Origin of the sequence: Streptomyces fodineus, from assembly GCF_001735805.1 — a bacterium.
GTDB lineage: Bacteria > Actinomycetota > Actinomycetes > Streptomycetales > Streptomycetaceae > Streptomyces > Streptomyces fodineus.
In genome coordinates this window covers 5,154,084-5,172,004 of the sequence record NZ_CP017248.1, presented here as the reverse complement: position 1 = coordinate 5,172,004, position 17,921 = coordinate 5,154,084, and the positions used below count along the sequence as shown (strand labels likewise).

Here is a 17,921-nt window from a genome sequence, read left to right as displayed (position 1 = left end):
GAGATTCACGACTCGAATATCTCACGAACTAAGGGATTCCGAAAGATGCACGGCACGCCGCGACCGTCAGCCGCCACTCCGGCCCAGGCACTGGCGGCGATGGACCACCTCATCGCCGCCCACCTGATCGGACAGCAGGAGCTGGCCCGGCGGCTGGGCCTGAACGTCACCGACCTGACCTGTTTCGCCTTCGTGCTGGAGGCCGGCGAGGACCTGCTGACGGCCGGCGACCTCGCCGCCCGCGCCCACGTGACCACCGGCGCGGTGACCGGCATCCTCAACCGCCTCGAACGCGCCGGGTATGTCACCCGCCGCCCCGACCCCACGGACCGCCGCCGGGTCCGCGTGGCCGCCGTACCGGCCGCCGTCACGCGCGTCGAGGCGGTGTACGCGGGCCACTACGAACGGCTGACGGCCCTGTTCTGCGACTACTCCTCCGAGGAACTGGCGATCATCACCGACTGGTTCACCCGGGCCACCGCCCTGGCACACGAGTATCTGGAGAAGCTGAACCGGAACGACCCGGACGAGGGGTGCTGATCCCCGCGCCCCTCGCCGCCCCGCTGCCCGCTGGCCCGCGGCCCCGCCCCGAACGCCAAAGGCCCCGGATCTCTCCGGAACCTTGGTCTTGAGCGTATGCCGATCAGCGGACGTCGACGTAGTCGTACGCGTCCGCGACGGACGAGGTGCTGTTGCCCGCGTAGTGGTAGCGCCAGGTGCCGTCCGCGGAGGCGGTGACGGCGGTCTTCGCGTAACCGCTGGAGGAGGTCTTCACGGTCTTGACCGTGCTGTAGGTGCTGGTGCCCGCCTTCTTGAACAACACCCGGTCGTACGTGCCCTGAGCCGTGCGCTCTCTTCAGAAACGGCGATGGCCTGGGAAACCCCAGGCCATCGTGGCTGACCGTGGCCCCTCCCGTGCGGCAGGGCAGCCGCCGGCGTCGTTTGACACGGTCGGCTGCGGCCGAAGACCACTGAGGGCCGGATCGTCGTGGCTGGGGACGTCGTTGCTTTCGGTGTCGCTTTCGGTGCTGAGGTCAGATGCGCGGGCCGAGGAAGCAGCCGCCGGAGGCGTCGACGACCTGTCCGGTCACCCAGCGGCTTGCTTCGGAGGCCAGGAAGGCCACCACGTCGGCGATGTCGTCGGGCCGGCCGACGCGGGGGATCGCGTTGCCGGAACCGACCATCTGCTGGACCTCGGGGTTGCCGAGCATCCAGGGGTTCATGTCGGTGACCGTCGGCCCCGGCGCCACGGCGTTGACCGTGACACCGCGTGCGCCCAAGGCCTGGGCGAGGGAGCGGCTGAGCACTTCGACGGGGGCTTTGGTCATCGCGTACGGTGCCTCGGGCATCGCGATCCTGGTCGCGGCGGTGGTCACGTTGATGATCCGGCCGTTGTCGTTGAGCAGGGGCAGGGCTCGTTGGATGATGAACAGCGGCGCCTTGGTGTTGATCGCGATGAGCCGGTCGAAGCCTTCGGGGGTGATGGTCTCGACCGTTCCGCCGGTGTTGATGGCGGCGTTGTTGACCACGATGTCCAGCCGCGCCTGGCCGGTCCTGGCTTCCAGGCCGGCCTTCAGGGCGGCGAACAGGGTGTCGATGTCGCCGGGCACTCCCAACTCGGCGCGCACCGGGAATGCTTGGCCGCCGCCCTTCTCGATCAACTGCACGGTTTCGGCGGCCGCGTTGTCGTTGCTGCCGTAGTGCACCGCCACCAGTGCACCACCGGCTGCCAGCCGCAGGGCGATCGCACGGCCTATCCCCCGCGAGGCCCCGGTCACCAGCGCGGCCTTACCAGTCAGGTGCGTCATGTCGTCACTCCAGGGTCGTCGGATCGGTCCGTCGCCTATGTTTGGCCTCAGCCACTACCCGGAGCAACGACAAAGCGCGCAAGGCCAATTAACCTCAGAGTTAACGTGAGGAGGGGGCGTGGAGCTCCGTGATATCGAGATATTCCTGACCCTGGCCGAGGAACTCCACTTCGCCCGTACCGCCGCCCGCCTGCACGTCACCCCCGCCCGCGTCAGCCAAGCGATCAAGAAGCAGGAACGCCGGATCGGCGCACCGCTGTTCGACCGCAGTAACCGCACGGTGCGGCTGACCCCTATCGGCCAGCAGCTCCGCGACGACCTCTGGCCGATGTACACCGGCCTTCAGGAGGGCATGCGCCGAGCCAAACTGGCCGCCCAGGGCGTCACCGCCGTGCTGCGCGTCGGGTTGATCCCCCTCAACGCCCACGACCTGCGGCACTACTGGGACACGTTCCGCAGGAACCACCCCCAGTGCAAGCTGCAGATCCGCAATGTTCCCTACGTTGACCCGTTCGCCGGGTTGCGCCGTGGCGACATCGACGTCCTGGTCGCGTGGCTGCCCGTCGAGGAGCCCGATCTGGCCGTGGGGCCGGTGCTGTTCACGGAGCCGCGCGTGTTGGGCGTGGCCGTCGATCACGAACTAACCCGGCACGCAACCGCCTCGGTGGAGATGCTCGCCGACTTCTTGCACTGTGACACGCCGTCCAGGCCCGACTACTGGGCAGACAGCTATCTCCCACCCCACACCCCTGCGGGCCGTCGGATCGAGCGCGGCCACCTGGCGCGCAGTGCCGAGGAGGTCCTTTCCCTCGTCACCGCCGGAGAGGCTGTCAACCTCTTGCCCCACCACGTCAGCCGCTACTGGATCCGCCCCGACATCACCTACCTGCCCGTCCAGGACATGGACCGTCTCGCGTCCGGGCTGGTGTGGTCGGCCGAGGCGGAGAACGACATGATCCGCGCCCTCGCCCAGACCGTCCAAGAGCTCGGTCCCCTCGACGTCGCCGAACTCTGAACGCCCCTCACCTGGTCCGCTCCGGATCCGGACGGAGACCGCAAGCGGAAGTACATATACCGCAAGACGCGCGAGGATCCGCACCTGGGCGGGAAGCGGCTCGCCAAACTGGCCGTCCGGGACGTCCGCGAGTAGCTGACCAAGCCGGCCGGCATCTGCCGGTGCTGCGCCCAGCGCAGGGACGCCAAGCGAGCCAAGGCGCGTGGCCTCCCTGGTCAAGGTGCCAAGCCTCGGCGCCGCCGGATCAAGCCCTGGTCGTTGTGGAAGCCGGGCGCTTCTTGGCAGGACACGCGCGGGCTGATCTTCACCACGAAGTACGGGACGCCGATCGAGCCGGGCAACCTCACCGCATGTTCGCCCTGCGGGCCCGGCGCGCCGGCCTCTCGGGACGCTGCCCGATGCCATGGGCGGCGCCGGGAACGAATGATCTCGGACCCGCTGCTGTACTTCGCTGCTGGACGCCCCGAAACGCAAGAGGCCCCGGATCACTCCGGGGCCTCTCATCTGTGCGCACTCGGCAGGATTCGAACCTGCAACCTTCTGATCCGTAGGATCGGGCAGGCTGATGAGGGCGGGCTCCGCCTTCCTCCCAGCTGATCGCTGACGGCCGTGATCAACGGTCTCTGTGTGCCTTCGTTGCCGTCAGGGTTGCCGTCAGCTCTGAACCGTGGCGCCGCCCGGCACGACGGTTTTCAAGACCGTGCCCCGCACGAGGCTATACGGACCCTGACCACGAGGTTCATAGCAGGCGAGGAAACAAGAGGCATGCTTCTGGCCGGAGGTTGGCCGCTTGTCATCATGACGAACACAAGCGACCGCCGAACCGCCGGGCGTGCGCCACCAGCGCGCACCGGCACACGAGCCCTACACGTGATACCGAGCGCCTGCGACTGCTGCCATTGGTTCTCGCATTCGGTTGCTCAACCCTAGGGCCGTCGGAAAGCCTGATGGGACACCGAGGGGGGTGGGCGCATGGAGGCCGAACAACTCGTAGAGGCAAGATCCCGCATAGCCGGATGCTGGATCCACGACTTCCAACCCGAAAAGGGCGCCCTGAAGGGGGCCTGGGACCTCTCCCAAGACGGCACTTTCAAGTTCCGGTGGCGCGAGACCAGCGGATTCGGAAAAGCAGCTCTTAAAGGAGCTCTGTGGGCCTGGAGAGGCGAATGGGACGTAAGTGAGGGCAAGAAACAAGAGCTGGGCCTCGAACTACGAGTTACACGGGCCACGATCCCAGCTGTCTACGCGCTCGATGCCGCCTACCTGGCCAATCCACCGACAGCCTTTTGGCTTGGATTCCGCACTGCGGTCGTTGGCCTGAAGCGTGCTCACAGGAACCGAGTAAACGGTCGGAGGCTCACCCTCGCCGCCGAGCTTGAATTTCCCACAGACAAGCCCGTGGCACTGAACCTGACTTTGAACCCGTCCGGCTACAGCAAACACAGCATCTGGCCTCTTCTTTCAAGTCGAACAGGGCCCTCCCTCACCTGGCAGAGGTTCTAGAACGGGCGCGTGTTGACGCTGAGGCGTAGATCGGTAGCCGCCAGAGTTTCCAGGAGGTTCCGGATGAACAATCCGGAGCCTCTGAGCTGCCGCCACCTTACGCAACGTGCATCCTTCTGGTCCGTCGGTGGGTGCAACACCATCACGGACCGCTTGCCTGCCGGGATTTGTCTGCTCGTCCAGCGACACCGCGCAGCAGGGCACGGAACCAGCTTCGCTCGTGAAGCAGCCATCTGCTGGACGGGCTGCACGCTGGACAGGACGGCAAGGCTTCCGTTCAGCGACCTTCCGCTTTTCAGGCCGCGTCCAGGTGGGGCGCGGCCTGATCATAGAGGGGTGCCTGGAACGGTCGACAGGGAGGCGGCTGAAGGCTGTGAGGTGGTGCTGGTGTTGGTGGTGGCAGTGATGAATTCCTCGAAGATCAAGAGCAGGGCTCCTAGGACGAGGAACAGGACGACCAGGGCTTTGCCCGCATCGCTGAGGAGCAGCGGGCGGGTGGCTGAGCGGGGTTGCTCGCCAGGGGCAGGCGCGTCGCCGAACAGCCGCTTGGGGTAGGCCGCGGTGAGCATCATCAGGTAGGCGGACAGACGCATGTTGTAGCGGGCGGTGGTGGCGGTCGCCTCGAACAGCGTGCGCGGCATCCGGCCACGGATCAGCACCATGACCCAGAAGACGGGGCAGATCGCGTACCAGCCGAGCATGAGCAGCTCCACCACGACCATGGCGGGGATGAGCAGAATGATGCGGAACAGGACGGCGAGGCGGTTGAGCTTCCCGGGACGGACCTCGACCTGGACGGGGTGGCCGGGCGCCAGGAAGGCGAACGGCGGGTAGGCGTCGACCAACAGCATCGCGTAGGCGGTGACGCGGGTCGAGTAGACGAGGTAGCCGGTCAGGAACGAGGCGATCGTTTCGGGCAGCCGTCCGGTGATCAGGGCGGCGAACCAGCCGACGACCATGACGACGGACGCGGCGACCCACAGGAAGAACAGGGCGATGTACTGGGGGATCAGCAGGAGCCAGCGCAGCAACACGGTCCAGCGGCGCTGCCGGCCGGGCTCGGGGAGATCCAGCTCCGGGCGTACCTCCGGCAGGGAAACGGGGCGCTGCGCCCACGTATGGTCTGCCATAGCCAGCTCCTGTCAGGTCCGCGACTGTCGCCCGGCCCAGAGCTTCAGGATCACGCCGGTCGGCCCGGTGCACACGCGATGGGGACCAACCGGGTGACCGGCTTGACGCCACGAGCCGAAGATCGCGACCGTGGGGCCGGGGTCGAACCGGCGACCTTCCGCACCCTACGGCTGACTGTCAACGGTCCCGTCGCCCGGTCCGCCCACGGCGCCTGCCCTCCAGGGCCTCTCGAACGACCACCCACACGAACGACAGTGAAGCGGCCATCCACAGGACGTCGTGCCACGCCTGTCCCAGCCAGAAGTGCGCGGCAACAGCGGCGGCGCCGAAGCCAAGCACCACCAAACCGGACATCCCCCAGCGGCGCGCCTCCGGGGACCGCAACCGCTCGGTCGTCCGCCGCCCATCCGACATGCCGAATTCGTACCACGAGGGGACAGTTTGTTATCGAGGCTCGCGTCATCTGCGAGGCCGTCGACACCCTCTCCTAAGCGGTTGGCGTGGGCGACACGAAAGAGCCCCTCTCCAGTGAAGGTGGAGAGGGGCTCATGCCCTGGTCAGGGTGGCTGTGGCTGGGGCCGGGGTCGGGGTCGAACCGGCGACCTTCCGCTTTTCAGGCCGCGTCCGGGAGGGGCGTCGCCTGATCATAGGGGGCGGGGGTGTCGGGCATCGCGGCACGGGCCGGGTCGGGCGCCTTCTCGGCACCCGACCCGGCCGCCGCGGCCCTGGCCGCCTTCCAGGCCACCGGCGGCTTCCACGGCCCTGCTACGCCCGGGAGTGGACCGCTCCCGGCGTCGACTAGAAGTTCTCGGCCCTCGTGGACCTGCTGGTGAGGGGCTCAGCTCACCCTCAGAATCAGCTCACCTTCACGGTGACGGTGGACGAGTAGACCTTGCCCGACCCGTTCACGGCCGCGATCCGCAGGACGTGTGTGCCCTTGCTGAGCTTGGCCTGCAAGGAGTACGAGCTGCCCTTCTTGGCCTTTGTGGCCGCGTTCAGGTTCGTCCACTTGCCGGCCATCCGGTGCTGGAGCACCAGCGCAGTGCTGATCTTCAGGCCCTTGGTGCGCCCGGTCAGCTTCACCGTCTGCCCAGCCTTCACCGAGGTCTTGTTGGCGGTGAGCGTGATCGAGACCATGCGAGTGGTCGACTGGGCCAGGGAGCTGTGGGGGAACGGAGTGTTGCGGGGGATCGGAGTGTGGCTGGGGGCCGCAGTGCGGGTGGGGAACGGAGTGCTGCGGGGAATCCGGGTGAGGCTGGGACTCGGAGTGGTGCGGGGACTCGGAGTGGTGCGGGGGATCCGAGTGGTGCGGGGGATCGGAGTGCGGCTGGGGACCGCAGTGCTGCTTGCGGTCGAAGTGCTGGTGGGGTTCGGAGTGGTGCGGGGGATCCGAGTGGTGCGGGGGATCGGAGTGCGGCTGGGGACCGCAGTGCTGCTGGCGGTCGAAGTGCTGGTGGGGTTCGGAGTGCTGCTGACGGTGAGGGCTTCGGCTGTCCCGCCGGAGAGCAACGCCACGGAGAACAGACCGGCGCCGATCGCGCGGCCGTAGCGTTGGCGGAGTACCGAGGTCATGGTCGTCTCCTGTCGGCTCGATGAACCTTTCCCAGGCTGGACTGGGTCTCTGGAAGTGGCCACTCGAACGGGTAGGAACGCAGGTCAGCGACGGTGCGGAAGCCCCACCCCGCTATCTCGCGGGCAGAGGGATTTCCAGACCGGTCGTCAGCGTCACCGAAAACCCCATCTGACCTGCTCTTCTCCCCGCGCTCAGAGCCGCCGGGAGGGCTTGTTGGCCGGAGGTTGGCCAAAGCCTCGTGAACTCACCCGCCGGGGTCGTCCGGCGTAAGGGCCTGCACGTTCTGCCGGCCGGACACCGACCTGTGCGGCCTTCAGGTGTGGCATGACGGGCGCAAGATCAGTGGATCGCTCATGGGTCTGCCCTCGCAGCACGCGGCCTGGGCACAGTCCAGGTGAGAAGCCCCGACGGGCGGAGCAGGATGCCTCGCCGCCCGCTGGACCGCCGGCGCCTCACCGCTCTGCCTCACCCCGGACTAGTCGGTGATGTTCGTGATCAAGCGCTGCCGTCAGCGCGATTCACGAGGTCAGCCGAGATAGGGCTCCGCGCGGTGCTCCAGGAAGTGACGGATCCGGAGCCTCTGCGTGTGGTGCATCGGCAGTCGATCAATCTCTTCTGGCTGGACGAACCGAAGCTCCGTGGACTCGTCCGAGATCGCGAGTTGGCCGCTGATCACCCGGGCGGTGAAACAGACATTGAACTGTCGACGCACCTCACCGTCCGTGTAAGCGATGACGTGGCGCGGGTCAGTGTACGTTCCAACAAGCCCGGTGATCTCCACGTCCAGGCCCGTTTCCTCCTTCACTTCGCGGACGGCGGTTCCCGGCAGCGAGTCGGTCATCTCCATGCCGCCGCCGGGCAGTGCCCATAGATCGTTGTCTCGTCGGCGCTGGAGAAGAATGCGTCCTTCCTCGTCAGTGACCACTGCGGACGCCGCGACGACCAGGCTGTTGGGCTTGGGGGCGTCTGGATCGTCGTAGTACTCGGTCCGTGCCATGATCACCCTTCTCGGACCGGCGTCGCGGTCGCCCACACTGCAGCAAAGCTGTCAGCGTACGTGTCGAACATCCCTCCTGCCTCACTTCGGCGCAGGTGCCAGACAGGGGCACCGTAGGCGTTAACGCCCCAGACATGAGCGTTGACCAGCGCCTGGTCATCGGCCCGGTAAATAGAGTTGTACGCGTGGTGGCGTGGGTCCGCACCTCGATGCCAGGTACCCCGACAAGGGGGCGATAGTGCATCAGTGCGAGGCGGCAACGAGACTGGATTCCGTGACCGAACTTCTCCTCTTCGCCACGCTGTTGGACGTTTGAGCTGTCTGCGTCGCCTAGTGCGATACGTACTGCACAGCCCTCGGCCGCTCGCTCCTTCAGAAGCTCGTTGAGCCGCGGGTACGCCTCGTGCAGGAAGACGGCGGCGTACACCAACACGTCGATGTGCTCGCGGGCCTGGGTCAGCATGTCCACGAAGGTGGACACGGGGATGTCCGCCCGCTGGTCGTAGAGAGCCACAAGTTCCGGACTGACGGCGCGGGCAGGGCGTGCCTGCCGGAGCGCGGGCCATAGAGCGTGCACGTCTTCTCCTAGTATTTCCGCTGCCAGCATGGCCGTGGCACGGCGCGGCGTACGCCCCAGATTGACCCATCGTTCAACGGACTTGGGATCGACTTCGACCTTGGCCGCAAGGGCGGCGTACGTCCAGCCGCCGGCCGCCATGGCAGCACGTAACCTCTCCTTCGGCATCCCAATCTCTGCTAACACCCAGGGACGGCACTAGGGACGTTTTCCAGTTGGCACCGGCCGCCTTCCGGTCGGCTATCTGCTGCGCCATGGAAACGGACCTTACGGACTCCAGCGCGAGCGCACAGCGTCTCGAAGGACCGGTTCAGGTTGCGTGCTCGAAGGGGACGGGTCAGGGCCTCGTCTTCACCACGAAGAACGGGACCCCCCTGCGCCACACCTGCGCGTCCCTGCTCCACGAACAGGGCGCCGACGCCCGGATGATCATGGAGGTCCTGGGCCACAGCTCCATCCGCGTGACCATGGACATCTACACCTTCGTACGGCTCGACTCCCAGCGCTCCGCGTTCGATCGCGTCGGGGATGCACTGAGGGGTGACGGCAACGGGCCGGACGATGACGACGGCGCGGCCGGTGCCCGCGTAGCCGTCTGATCGGTCCCGCTCCCGCCCTCTGAGGCGATTGCCGTCAAACACTGCCGTCAAGCTAAAAGCCAGAGGCCCTGTGGATCACTCCACAGGGCCTCTGAACTGTTGCGCACTCGGCAGGATTCGAACCTGCAACCTTCTGATCCGTAGTCAGATGCTCTATCCGTTAAGCTACGAGTGCTTGTTCTTTTGTTTTGCCCCCGCTCCCGGCTCTTTCGGCCCGCTCGCGGCGACAGGAAGAACATTACATGACTGCCGCCGACATGTGAAATCCGATTGGCACACCCCTTGTGACCTGCGAAAACGTCCACAGGGGGCGTGGGCGCGGCGGAGGGCGGGAACGCCGAAGCCCCGGTCCTCAGGGACCGGGGCTTCGGGATCGGTGCGGAGGCGGAGGGATTTGAACCCTCGATGGGCTTTAAGGCCCAAACCGCATTAGCAGTGCGGCGCCATAGACCGGACTAGGCGACGCCTCCAGCACAACCGCTCACGCGAGCGCGCGAGTGGTGCGTGCAGATGATGACACAGCCGAGTGCCCTGTCACCAATCGCCCCCCACGGTACTAGGCAGTCGGGTCGCAGGGCAAAGGGCTTCCGCCCGGCGAGGCGCGGACGCAACGTCCGGGGCGCCGGGGCGTTGGGCAGGGCATGGATTTTCTTCTTCAGCGAGGTCCGGGGCGCCCAGTCCTCCGGCGGCGCCCAGTCCTCCGGCGGCGCCCAGTCCTTCGGCGGGGTCCGGGGCGGGCCGGCATTCCGCCCGTTCTCGCCGCCGTATCGGCCGCCCTGACCGCCCTGGCCACCCTGCCCGCCCTCACCGCCGTACCCGCCGTCGCCGCGCCCGCCGTACCCGCCGCGCCCACCGCGCCTCCGCCCGTGCGGCCCGAGGATCAGGGCGGTGATCATCTGACCGTCGTCGTGCGGCATGCCGGGGCCGGGCGGGACGGGACGTTCGAGGTGTTCTGTCACCCGGCCGGCGGGAGTCACCCGGACGCGGCGGACGCCTGCCGGGTGCTGGACGAGCGGACGCGGTGGGGGCGGGACCTGTTCGCTCCGGAGGCGCCCGGCGGCACCTGCACCATGCTCTACGGCGGACCGGCCACCGCCCGGGTGACCGGCAGCTGGGCCGGGCGGGCGGTCGATGCCGTGTACGACCGCAGCGACGGATGCGCGATCGGGCGGTGGGACCGGATGGTGCCGCTGCTGCCCACGGTGGGACTCGGTGACTCGGTGACGTAGACCGCCCGGTCCAGGTGACGTAGGGACTTTCATGGGTCTTTCTTGGCGAAATCACCGGTCGGGTAAAGGTCCCGCGAAGGTCTCGCGAAGCCGGAGGCCGAGGTCAGCGAGTGGTCGCCGGTTCGATGTCACTTCGTCGTGGGACCTCCCTCTCATCCGGCGTCGCGAGCGCAACGTGTGCCCTTAGACTCCCTCGCGTGACACGTCGCGGGCCGGTTGGCAAGATGGCCCGAGCGGTCGGCAAGGTGCGGTAACAGGGAGGAAGCGTCTCGTGAGCAGCAGGCCATCCCGAGGCGCTGCTCGCCTCGCAGCCATACTCGACGCGCTGCCGGACGCGTTGGTCCTGGTCAACGCCAACGGAACCGTCGTCAACGCGAACACCATCGCGTTGGAGGCCTTCGAGGCGCCCGGCACGGCTCTTGTGGGGCGGGGGCTTCTCGATCTGCTGCCCCAGTTCGACTCCAGGCTCATCCCCGGCTCCATGCGGCGGCCCGATCACATGGATCCGGCGGGGCGGACCAAGCCCACGCGGATGATCGCGCGGCGGACCGACGGGAGCGAGTTCCCGGTCGAGGTCACCAGCGCGAACCTGGAGAACGGGCAGCAGGCGTACGACGGTTACGGATACACGGGTGACGAGCTGCTCATGCTCGTCGTCCGGGATCTTTCCGGGACCGTCGACACCGAGGCGGAGCTGGCCCGCTCGCAGCGGCAGACCGAGATGATTCTGCGGGCCGCGGCGGAAGGTGTCGTCGGCACCGACACCGACGGGCGGATCGTGCTCGTCAATCCGGCCGCCGCCCAGATACTGGGTTACCGGGCCGGGGAGCTCGGCGGCAAGGAGCTGCACGGCCTCGTGCTGCACTCGCGCGCCGACGGCACCCCGTTCCCGTACGAGGAGTCGCCGCTCGCCGACACCCTGCGCTCCGGACGCAAGCACCGGGTGCGCGGGCAGGTGCTGTGGTCCAAGGGCAACGAGCAGGTGGCCGTCGACCTGACCACCGCGCCCGTGCGCGACGGGGACCAGCTCGTCGGTGCCGTGATGACCTTCACCGACCGGCGGCCGCTCGACTCCCTGACCGAGCAGAAGGCCGCGCTGGAGAAGGCGCACGCGAAGGAGCTGGAGCGGCTCTCCGAGGAGCACGCCTCCGACCTGACCGCGCTGCGCCAGCAGCACGTCACCGAGCTCGAGGAACTGCGCGAGAAGCACGCGGAGGAACTCGCGGCCGGCGAGGAGCGCTACGCCGCGCTCGCCGAGCGGGAGAAGGACCGGTACGAGGCCCTCACCGGGCGGCACGAGCAGCTGCTGATCCTGCTCGGGCAGTCGCTGCGCGGGCCCCTGGACCAGCTGCGGCGCGAGCTGTCCGCGCTGGCGGCGGACGACGCGGGTCAGCTGTGGCCCGAGGCCAACCAGGTGCTCCACCACCTGTCGGCCGGGTACTCGCGGATCACCACCCTCATCGAGAACGTCCTCGGCTACCAGCGGCTGGACACGGGCGCCGAGGACATCACCCGTACGAAGGTGATGCTGGACGCCGTCGTCGCCGCCGGTGTGGACGGGGCCGTCGAGCTGATCGGTCCCGGGCGGGTGCAGTTCGCCGTGCACGCGCCGCCCATCGAGGCCGAGGTCGACCCGCAGCGGCTCGCCACCGCGCTCGCCCATCTGGTGGCGGATGTCGCCGGGGTCGACGCGACCGGCAACTCGCCCGTCTCCGCGGGCGGTTATCTGGACAACACGGTGGTGGTCGCCGCCGCCCAGCGCGGCGAGGTCGTGCGGATCGAGGTGCGCGGGCCGTATCCCGGCGGCGACCCGGTGCACGAGCCGATCGTGCGCGGGATCGTACGGGCCCACGGCGGCGTGCTGCAGACGCACGAGGTGCCGGGCATGAGCGGCAGCGCGTACGTGCTGGAGGTGCCGCTCGGGGGTGGCGCCGGGGCGGTCGCGGGGCGCGCGTCCATCGCCGAGCTTCCGGCCGTGCCGGATCCGGGCGGTCGGTTCTCCGGGGCCGGCGATCCGGTCTCCGGCACCGCTGAGGTGGCCGTGGCCGGGGGCGGTGGCGCCGAACAGGCCACGGGTGGCGGACGGCGGCGGGCCCGGCGTTCCTCCACCGACGCCTTCCTGGACAGTGACGGGGCCGGCACCGGCCCGGCCGGTGAGGCCGGGGCGCCCGCGCCGACCGGGCGGCGCCGCAGGCGTGCGGGCGCGCCCGCCGAGGAGACCGGCGCGGTCCCGGCCGAGAGCGCGGAAACCGCGTCCGGCGGTACCGGGCGCCGCCGTGGCCGGCCCGCCGAGAACGCCGCCGGTGACGGCAACGGCGTGGGCCAGGCTGTCAGCGAGGGTGCGGTGGTGACCGCGGCCGAGCATGCCGCGGGGACCGCCGCCTCCGGTACGGGGCTCGGCTCCGCCGTTCCGCCCCAGGGCGTGCCCGCGCCGGCCGCCGCCCCGCAGGCCGCCCTGCCGCCCGCCCTGCCCGCCCTGTCCGCCGCGGGCAGCGAGCCGGCGCCGGGTGCGCAGGCCGTACCGGGCGCGGAGGCCGTTCCGGCCGAGGGCGGCCAGCCGACGGGTCGGCGCCGGCGTGCGCTGGCCGCCGCGGCGGAGCGTGCCGCGGCCCAGGAGGCGGCCGGTGCGCGTACGGTCTTCGCCCTGCCGCCGGCCGAGGCCGACCGCTCACCCGGGTCCGCGGACTCGGCGAGCGCGCGCGCTGTGCCGGCCGGTCCGGGTACGGGTGCCGTTCCGGGTGCCGCCGAGGGGCAGCCGCAGGTCGCGGGGGAGGGCGCCGGGCCGGTCCAGTTGCCCGCTCAGCTGCCGTCGGCCGTCGCTGGGGCGCCCGGTGCGGACGGCCGCCACGACGCCGTACCGCTCGACCAGGCCGCGGACCACACCCCGCCGCAGCCGCATCCGACCAGTGCGCCGACCGGTCGGCGCCGCCGGGCCGTCGCCCAGCCGGCCGGGGCCGCTCAGCCGCCGGCGAAGGGCGCCGCACCCGCGGTCGCACCGGGCACCGCTCAGCCGGCACCGGCACCGGCGCCCGCGGCACAGGCCGCTCCGGGACAGCTCGCTCCCGTACCGGCGCCCGCGGCACCACCGGCTCCCGTACCGGCCGTACCGCACCAGGCCACACCAAATCAGGGCGTACCGAATCAGGCCGTGACGAGCCAGGCCGTACCGGGACAGGTGACTCCCCCTCAGGGCGTTCCGGTCGCTCCGACTCAGGCCGGCCCGCAGCCCGTGGGGGCGTCGACTCCCGGTCAGGGCACGCCGGTTCACGGCATTCCGGCGCAGGGTACGGCCGGGCAGGGCATCCCCGTCCAGGCCGGTCCCGCGCCGGCGGCGGGCCAGCCGACGCCCGGTGCCCCGGCCGGTGCCGCCGCGCCCGGTCCGCAGCCTGCCGTACCGCACCCCGCCGCGCCGACGCACGACACCGCCGGGCGGCCCGTACCGGCGGCCCCCGGACAGCCGGTCCCGGCGTCGCCCGCGACCCCGCCCGGCGGTACCCCGAGCGCCCAGCCGCTGCCCGCCGAGGCCGGTGCCGGACCGGCGCCGGCCGCCGTCCAGCCGCCCGGCGTCCCCCAGCAGTGGCCCGGCGCCGACGACACCCCCGGCGCGGGCACTGCCGTACCGCGGACCGGCACACCGGCCGCGGGCACACCGGCCGCCGTCCAGCCGCCGCGGGCCGCGCAGCCGTTGCCCGCCGAGGGTGCCGGGGCCGACCCGAACTCGACACAGGGGCGGGCGATCAGCGTCCGCACGCTCGGTCAGGGCGTGCCGTTCTCGCGGCAGGCCGCGCAGGTGCAGCAGCCGACGGCGACCCCGCCGCCGCACGCGCCGGGCGGTTCCGGCCGCCGACGCAAGCTGGGCACGCCGCCCGACCCGGCCCAGCGCCCCGAGCAGCAGCCGGAACAGGCGGCGCCGGCGCAGCCGTCGCTCGCCGGGCAGTCCCGGCTCGCCCCGGGCACCGAGGGCGCCGGACGCTCGTACGCCATAGGCGCGCCGGACGCCGACGCCGCCGAGGGGCCCGAGCCGCTGGACGGTCCCGGCGGTGCCGTGGAGGTAGCGGACCCGCCGCTGCCGCAGCCGCTCGACGACGAGCTGCCGCCGGAGCCGCTGGACAACCCGCGCCGGCTGCTGGTGTGGCCGGCGCCGGACGCGACGACCCAGCAGGCGCTGAGCGACCGCGGCTACCGGCCGGTGATCGTGCACTCCCGTGAGGAGGTCGACGCGCAGATCGCGGCGTTCCCGGCCGCGCTGTTCGTGGACCCGCTGACCGGGCCGATCACGCGTACGGCCCTGCAGTCGCTGCGCCAGGCCGCCGTGGCCGCCGAGGTGCCGGTGCTGGTCACGGCCGGGCTCGGGCAGGCGACGCGCGAGGCGGCGTACGGCGCCGATCCCGCCGTCCTGCTGAAGGCGCTGGCGCCGCGCGACAGCGAGCAGCATCCGCCGCGGGTACTGCTGATCGAGGAGCACGCGGAGATCGCGCTGGCGCTGACCTCGACGCTGGAGCGGCGCGGCATGCAGGTGGCGCGGGCCGCGAACGACAACGACGCGGTGACGCTGGCGGGGCAGTTCCGGCCGAACCTCGTGGTGATGGACCTGATGCAGGTGCAGCGGCGGCAGACCGGCTTCACCGGGATCATCGACTGGCTGCGCGCGAACGGGCAGCTCAACCGCACCCCGCTGGTCGTCTACACCGCCGCCGTCGACCCGGCCGACCTGCCCCGGCTGGCCTCGGGCGAGACGGTCCTGTTCCTCGCGGAGCGCTCCACGAGCGCCGAGGTGCAGAGCCGGATCGTGGACCTGCTGGCCGGCATCGGCACGAACTAGCACGACGAACGGAACAGCCCCGGGCACGCGCCCGGGGCTGTTCGGTCGTCCGGTGGCGTCAGCCGAGCCTGGTGACGTCCAGCTGCCCGTCGGCGTACTGCCTGCGCAGCACCTTCTTGTCGAACTTGCCCACGCTCGTCTTCGGCACCGCCTCGACGATCGTCCAGCGTTCGGGCAGCTGCCACCTGGCGATGCGGCCCTCCTCGGCGAGGAAGGCGCGCAGGGTCTCGAAGTCGGCCGTGGCGCCTTCCCGGAGGACGACCGTGGCCAGCGGGCGCTCGCCCCACTTCTCGTCGGGTACGGCGACCACCGCGGCCTCGGCGATGTCCGGGTGGGACATCAGCGCGTTCTCCAGCTCCACCGAGGAGATCCACTCGCCGCCGGACTTGATGACGTCCTTGACGCGGTCGGTGAGGGTGAGAAAGCCGTCGGGGGAGATGGTGCCGACATCTCCGGTCTTCAGCCAGCCGTCCTCGGTGAACTTGTCGGCGGGGCGCAGGGGTTCGGCGTCGGGACCGTTGTAGTAGGCGCCCGCGATCCACGGGCCGCGCACCGCCAGCTCGCCCACCGACTCACCGTCCCAGGGCAGACGTTCCCCGCCGGGGCCGGTGATGCAGGCCTCGACGCCGGCCGGGAAGCGGCCCTGGGTGAGGCGGTAGGCGAACTCCTCCTCGGTGCCCACCGCGTGGGACGGCGGACGGGAGACCGTGCCGAGCGGCGAGGTCTCGGTCATGCCCCAGGCGTGGCAGACGCGCATGCCGAGCTTGTCGAAGGCCGCCATCAGGGAGGGCGGGCAGGCTGCTCCGCCGATGGTGACCTGAGTGAGCGAGGTGACGTCCCGTGGCTTGCTGTTGAGCTCGGCGAGCAGGCCCTGCCAGATGGTCGGGACGGCGGCGGCGTGGGTCGGCCGCTCGCGCTCGATCATCTCGGCGAGCGGCGCCGGCTGCAGGAAGCGGTCCGGCATCAGCATGTTCACGCCGGTCATGAAGGTGGCGTGCGGCAGACCCCAGGCGTTGACGTGGAACTGGGGGACGACGACCAGCGAGGTGTCCTGATCCGTCAGGCCCATCGACTGGGTCATGTTGACCTGCATGGAGTGCAGATAGATCGAACGGTGGCTGTACACCACGCCCTTGGGGTCGCCGGTCGTGCCGGAGGTGTAGCACATGGCGGCGGCCTGGCGTTCGTCCAGCTCCGGCCAGTCGTACGTCTTCGGCCGGTCCGCGATCAGCTCCTCGTACTCGTGGATCCGGGCGTGTGTGCCCTGGAGCGGGGAGCGGTCACCGGGGCCGGAGACGACGACGTGCTGAACGCTCGGCAGCTGGGGCAGCAGCGGCGCGAGCAGCGGGATCAGCGAGCCGTTGACGATGACGACCTTGTCGGCCGCGTGGTTGACGATCCACACCAGTTGCTCGGCGGGCAGCCGCAGATTGAGCGTGTGCAGCACCGCGCCCATGGCCGGGATCGCGAAGTAGGCCTCGACGTGCTCGGCGTTGTTCCACATCAGGGTCGCCACCCGGTCGTCGCCCCGGACGCCCAGCTCGTCCCGCAGGGCGTTCGCCAGCTGTACCGCGCGCACCCCCGCCTCCGCGAAACTGCGCCGCTGCGGCTCGGCCTCCCCGGTCCAGGTGGTGATCTGGGACCGCCCGTGCACCAGCACACCGTGCACGAGGAGGCGGGTGACGGTCAGCGGTACGTCCTGCATGGTGCTCAGCACGGAGTCCTCCCGGGGCGGCATGGCCTACGCGGTGGGTAGAGGTAGCGCTGATTCTGCTCACATACCGCGCGGTATGTCACTAGGGGGTGAGTCACCCGGAAGGAAATCGGAAGGAAAATCGGCGAGGAGAGCCGGCGGACGGGGAAGTCGGCGCAAAACCGCCCGAGAGAAGCGGGGAGGAAACCCCGGCTAGCGGATCCGGTCCAGCTCGGGATCCTCACGCAGCTTGGCCAGCGCACGCGACACCGCGGACTTCACCGTGCCCACCGACACCCCGAGCACCTCGGCGGTCTGGGCCTCGCTGAGGTCCTCGTAGTAGCGCAGGACGACCATCGCCCGCTGCCGCGCCGGAAGCTTGAGGACCGCCCGCCACATCGCGTCGTGCAGCGCCTGCCGCTCGGCCGGGTCGTCGTCGCCGGGCACGGGCTCCGGCTCGGGCAGCTCGTCGCAGCTGAACTCGTCCACCCTGCGCTTGCGCCACTGCGAGGTCCGGGTGTTCAGCAGCGCCCGGCGCACATATCCGTCCAGCGCCCGCTGGTCCTCGATCCGCTCCCAGGCCACGTACGTCTTGGCGAGCGCGGTCTGCAGCAGGTCCTCGGCGTCGCTCGGGTTCGCGGTCAGCGAGCGCGCGGTGCGCAGCAGGACCGGCTGGCGGGCCCGCACATACGACGCGAACGACGGGTATGTGGCGGCCTCCCCGCTCTGCCGGAGCCGGGGGTGGGGGAGGGTCTGCCGCCTTGGTGCGGCGGCGGCCGAGGCGCGGGTGCAGACGGGTGTGGTCATGGCTCCACGCTAGGAGCGGGCCCCCCTCGGGCGGATCGGCCGCAGGTCCCGAAGCGGAGTCCCCCTCAGGTTGTAGGGGTGGGGCTGACTGCACCTCCTGAAGGTGGACGGCCGCTCCACCCCGTCTGCGGGTACGACCCTGACGGCGCGGCGATCAACTGTGACTG

At 70.3% G+C, this 17,921-nt stretch carries 15 protein-coding genes, 2 tRNA genes and 2 pseudogenes; 8 read left to right on the top strand and 11 right to left on the bottom strand.

All coding sequences use genetic code 11. The features are described from left to right. The first annotated feature begins 45 nt into the window (after positions 1-45). Positions 46-540, top strand: coding sequence for a MarR family transcriptional regulator (locus BFF78_RS21875; RefSeq protein ID WP_069779943.1), 495 nt, complete (start codon positions 46-48; stop codon positions 538-540). Positions 541-643: 103 nt separating this feature from the next. Here the strand turns inward: BFF78_RS21875 and BFF78_RS21870 are convergent, their stop codons facing one another. Further along, a complete protein-coding gene (locus BFF78_RS21870) occupies positions 644-820 on the bottom strand; it encodes a hypothetical protein (protein WP_159033040.1) in 177 nt (58 codons plus the stop codon). Between the two features lie 214 nt (positions 821-1,034). Continuing rightward, the gene (locus BFF78_RS21865) at positions 1,035-1,808 is read right to left on the bottom strand and encodes an SDR family oxidoreductase (RefSeq protein WP_069779941.1); all 774 of its coding nucleotides are present in this window, start codon (positions 1,806-1,808) and stop codon (positions 1,035-1,037) included. Between the two features lie 118 nt (positions 1,809-1,926). On the opposite strand from BFF78_RS21865, the gene BFF78_RS21860 reads away from it, so the two are divergent. From BFF78_RS21860 to BFF78_RS46295, 3 genes and pseudogenes are all read left to right on the top strand, one after another. Continuing rightward, the gene (locus BFF78_RS21860; protein WP_069779940.1) at positions 1,927-2,823 is read left to right on the top strand and encodes a LysR family transcriptional regulator; all 897 of its coding nucleotides are present in this window, start codon (positions 1,927-1,929) and stop codon (positions 2,821-2,823) included. Between the two features lie 78 nt (positions 2,824-2,901). Then, positions 2,902-3,206, top strand: a pseudogene (locus BFF78_RS50520) (hypothetical protein); the annotation flags it as partial. 589 nt (positions 3,207-3,795) lie between these two features. Further along, positions 3,796-4,326, top strand: coding sequence for a hypothetical protein (locus BFF78_RS46295; protein WP_159033039.1), 531 nt, complete (start codon positions 3,796-3,798; stop codon positions 4,324-4,326). Positions 4,327-4,652: 326 nt separating this feature from the next. On the opposite strand, the gene BFF78_RS21855 is transcribed toward BFF78_RS46295, so the two are convergent. From BFF78_RS21855 to BFF78_RS21845, 3 genes are all read right to left on the bottom strand, one after another. Next, a complete protein-coding gene (locus BFF78_RS21855) occupies positions 4,653-5,456 on the bottom strand; it encodes a DUF4389 domain-containing protein (protein ID WP_069779939.1) in 804 nt (267 codons plus the stop codon). 614 nt (positions 5,457-6,070) lie between these two features. Continuing rightward, on the bottom strand, positions 6,071-6,202 hold the full coding sequence (locus BFF78_RS49375) for a hypothetical protein (protein WP_257786876.1): 132 nt from the start codon (positions 6,200-6,202) through the stop codon (positions 6,071-6,073). 110 nt (positions 6,203-6,312) lie between these two features. Continuing rightward, the gene (locus BFF78_RS21845; protein ID WP_159033038.1) at positions 6,313-6,594 is read right to left on the bottom strand and encodes a hypothetical protein; all 282 of its coding nucleotides are present in this window, start codon (positions 6,592-6,594) and stop codon (positions 6,313-6,315) included. Here BFF78_RS21845 and BFF78_RS21840 point away from each other — a divergent pair. Beyond that, positions 6,575-7,006, top strand: a complete 432-nt coding sequence (locus BFF78_RS21840; RefSeq protein WP_159033037.1) for a hypothetical protein — start codon at positions 6,575-6,577, stop codon at positions 7,004-7,006. The two genes, BFF78_RS21845 and BFF78_RS21840, sit on opposite strands and share 20 nt — an antisense overlap. Before the next feature lie 550 nt (positions 7,007-7,556). Here the strand turns inward: BFF78_RS21840 and BFF78_RS21835 are convergent. Both BFF78_RS21835 and BFF78_RS48330 read right to left on the bottom strand, forming a co-directional pair. Continuing rightward, entirely contained in the window at positions 7,557-8,027 is a 471-nt protein-coding gene (locus tag BFF78_RS21835; RefSeq protein WP_069783722.1) for an NUDIX domain-containing protein, read from the bottom strand. 2 nt (positions 8,028-8,029) lie between these two features. Then, positions 8,030-8,772, bottom strand: a pseudogene (locus tag BFF78_RS48330) (XRE family transcriptional regulator). A gap of 86 nt (positions 8,773-8,858) precedes the next feature. Between BFF78_RS48330 and BFF78_RS21830 the strand changes: the two are divergent. Next, on the top strand, positions 8,859-9,203 hold the full coding sequence (locus BFF78_RS21830) for a tyrosine-type recombinase/integrase (RefSeq protein WP_227025898.1): 345 nt from the start codon (positions 8,859-8,861) through the stop codon (positions 9,201-9,203). 102 nt (positions 9,204-9,305) lie between these two features. On the opposite strand, the gene BFF78_RS21825 is transcribed toward BFF78_RS21830, so the two are convergent. Next, a tRNA-Arg gene (locus BFF78_RS21825) sits at positions 9,306-9,378 on the bottom strand. A 204-nt stretch (positions 9,379-9,582) separates the two neighbouring features. After that, positions 9,583-9,673: transfer RNA gene (locus tag BFF78_RS21820), tRNA-Ser, on the bottom strand. 396 nt (positions 9,674-10,069) lie between these two features. Between BFF78_RS21820 and BFF78_RS21815 the strand changes: the two genes are divergently transcribed. Both BFF78_RS21815 and BFF78_RS21810 read left to right on the top strand, forming a co-directional pair. Beyond that, positions 10,070-10,432: an SSI family serine proteinase inhibitor gene (locus tag BFF78_RS21815; protein WP_335755344.1), complete on the top strand. Its 363-nt coding sequence runs from the start codon at positions 10,070-10,072 to the stop codon at positions 10,430-10,432. 271 nt (positions 10,433-10,703) lie between these two features. Then, positions 10,704-15,254, top strand: coding sequence for a PAS domain-containing protein (locus tag BFF78_RS21810; RefSeq protein WP_079161421.1), 4,551 nt, complete (start codon positions 10,704-10,706; stop codon positions 15,252-15,254). Between the two features lie 58 nt (positions 15,255-15,312). Here BFF78_RS21810 and BFF78_RS21805 read toward each other — a convergent pair whose 3' ends face one another. Beyond that, complete coding sequence (locus tag BFF78_RS21805) at positions 15,313-16,992, bottom strand: long-chain fatty acid--CoA ligase (protein ID WP_193433511.1); 1,680 nt, start codon at positions 16,990-16,992, stop codon at positions 15,313-15,315. A gap of 168 nt (positions 16,993-17,160) precedes the next feature. Then, positions 17,161-17,754, bottom strand: coding sequence for a SigE family RNA polymerase sigma factor (locus BFF78_RS21800; protein WP_069779933.1), 594 nt, complete (start codon positions 17,752-17,754; stop codon positions 17,161-17,163). Between the last annotated feature and the right edge of the window lie 167 nt (positions 17,755-17,921).

Excerpts from the sequence above, each read along its gene's own strand:
- BFF78_RS21875 (WP_069779943.1), top strand. The coding sequence starts at position 46 with ATGCACGGCACGCCGCGACCGTCAGCCGCCACTCCGGCCCAGGCACTG.
- BFF78_RS21865 (WP_069779941.1), bottom strand. The coding sequence starts at position 1,808 with ATGACGCACCTGACTGGTAAGGCCGCGCTGGTGACCGGGGCCTCGCGG.
- BFF78_RS46295 (WP_159033039.1), top strand. The coding sequence starts at position 3,796 with ATGGAGGCCGAACAACTCGTAGAGGCAAGATCCCGCATAGCCGGATGC.
- BFF78_RS21855 (WP_069779939.1), bottom strand. The coding sequence starts at position 5,456 with ATGGCAGACCATACGTGGGCGCAGCGCCCCGTTTCCCTGCCGGAGGTA.
- BFF78_RS21845 (WP_159033038.1), bottom strand. The coding sequence starts at position 6,594 with ATGGTCTCGATCACGCTCACCGCCAACAAGACCTCGGTGAAGGCTGGG.
- BFF78_RS21835 (WP_069783722.1), bottom strand. The coding sequence starts at position 8,027 with ATGGCACGGACCGAGTACTACGACGATCCAGACGCCCCCAAGCCCAAC.
- BFF78_RS21830 (WP_227025898.1), top strand. The coding sequence starts at position 8,859 with ATGGAAACGGACCTTACGGACTCCAGCGCGAGCGCACAGCGTCTCGAA.
- BFF78_RS21805 (WP_193433511.1), bottom strand. The coding sequence starts at position 16,992 with ATGCCGCCCCGGGAGGACTCCGTGCTGAGCACCATGCAGGACGTACCG.
- BFF78_RS21800 (WP_069779933.1), bottom strand. The coding sequence starts at position 17,754 with ATGACCACACCCGTCTGCACCCGCGCCTCGGCCGCCGCCGCACCAAGG.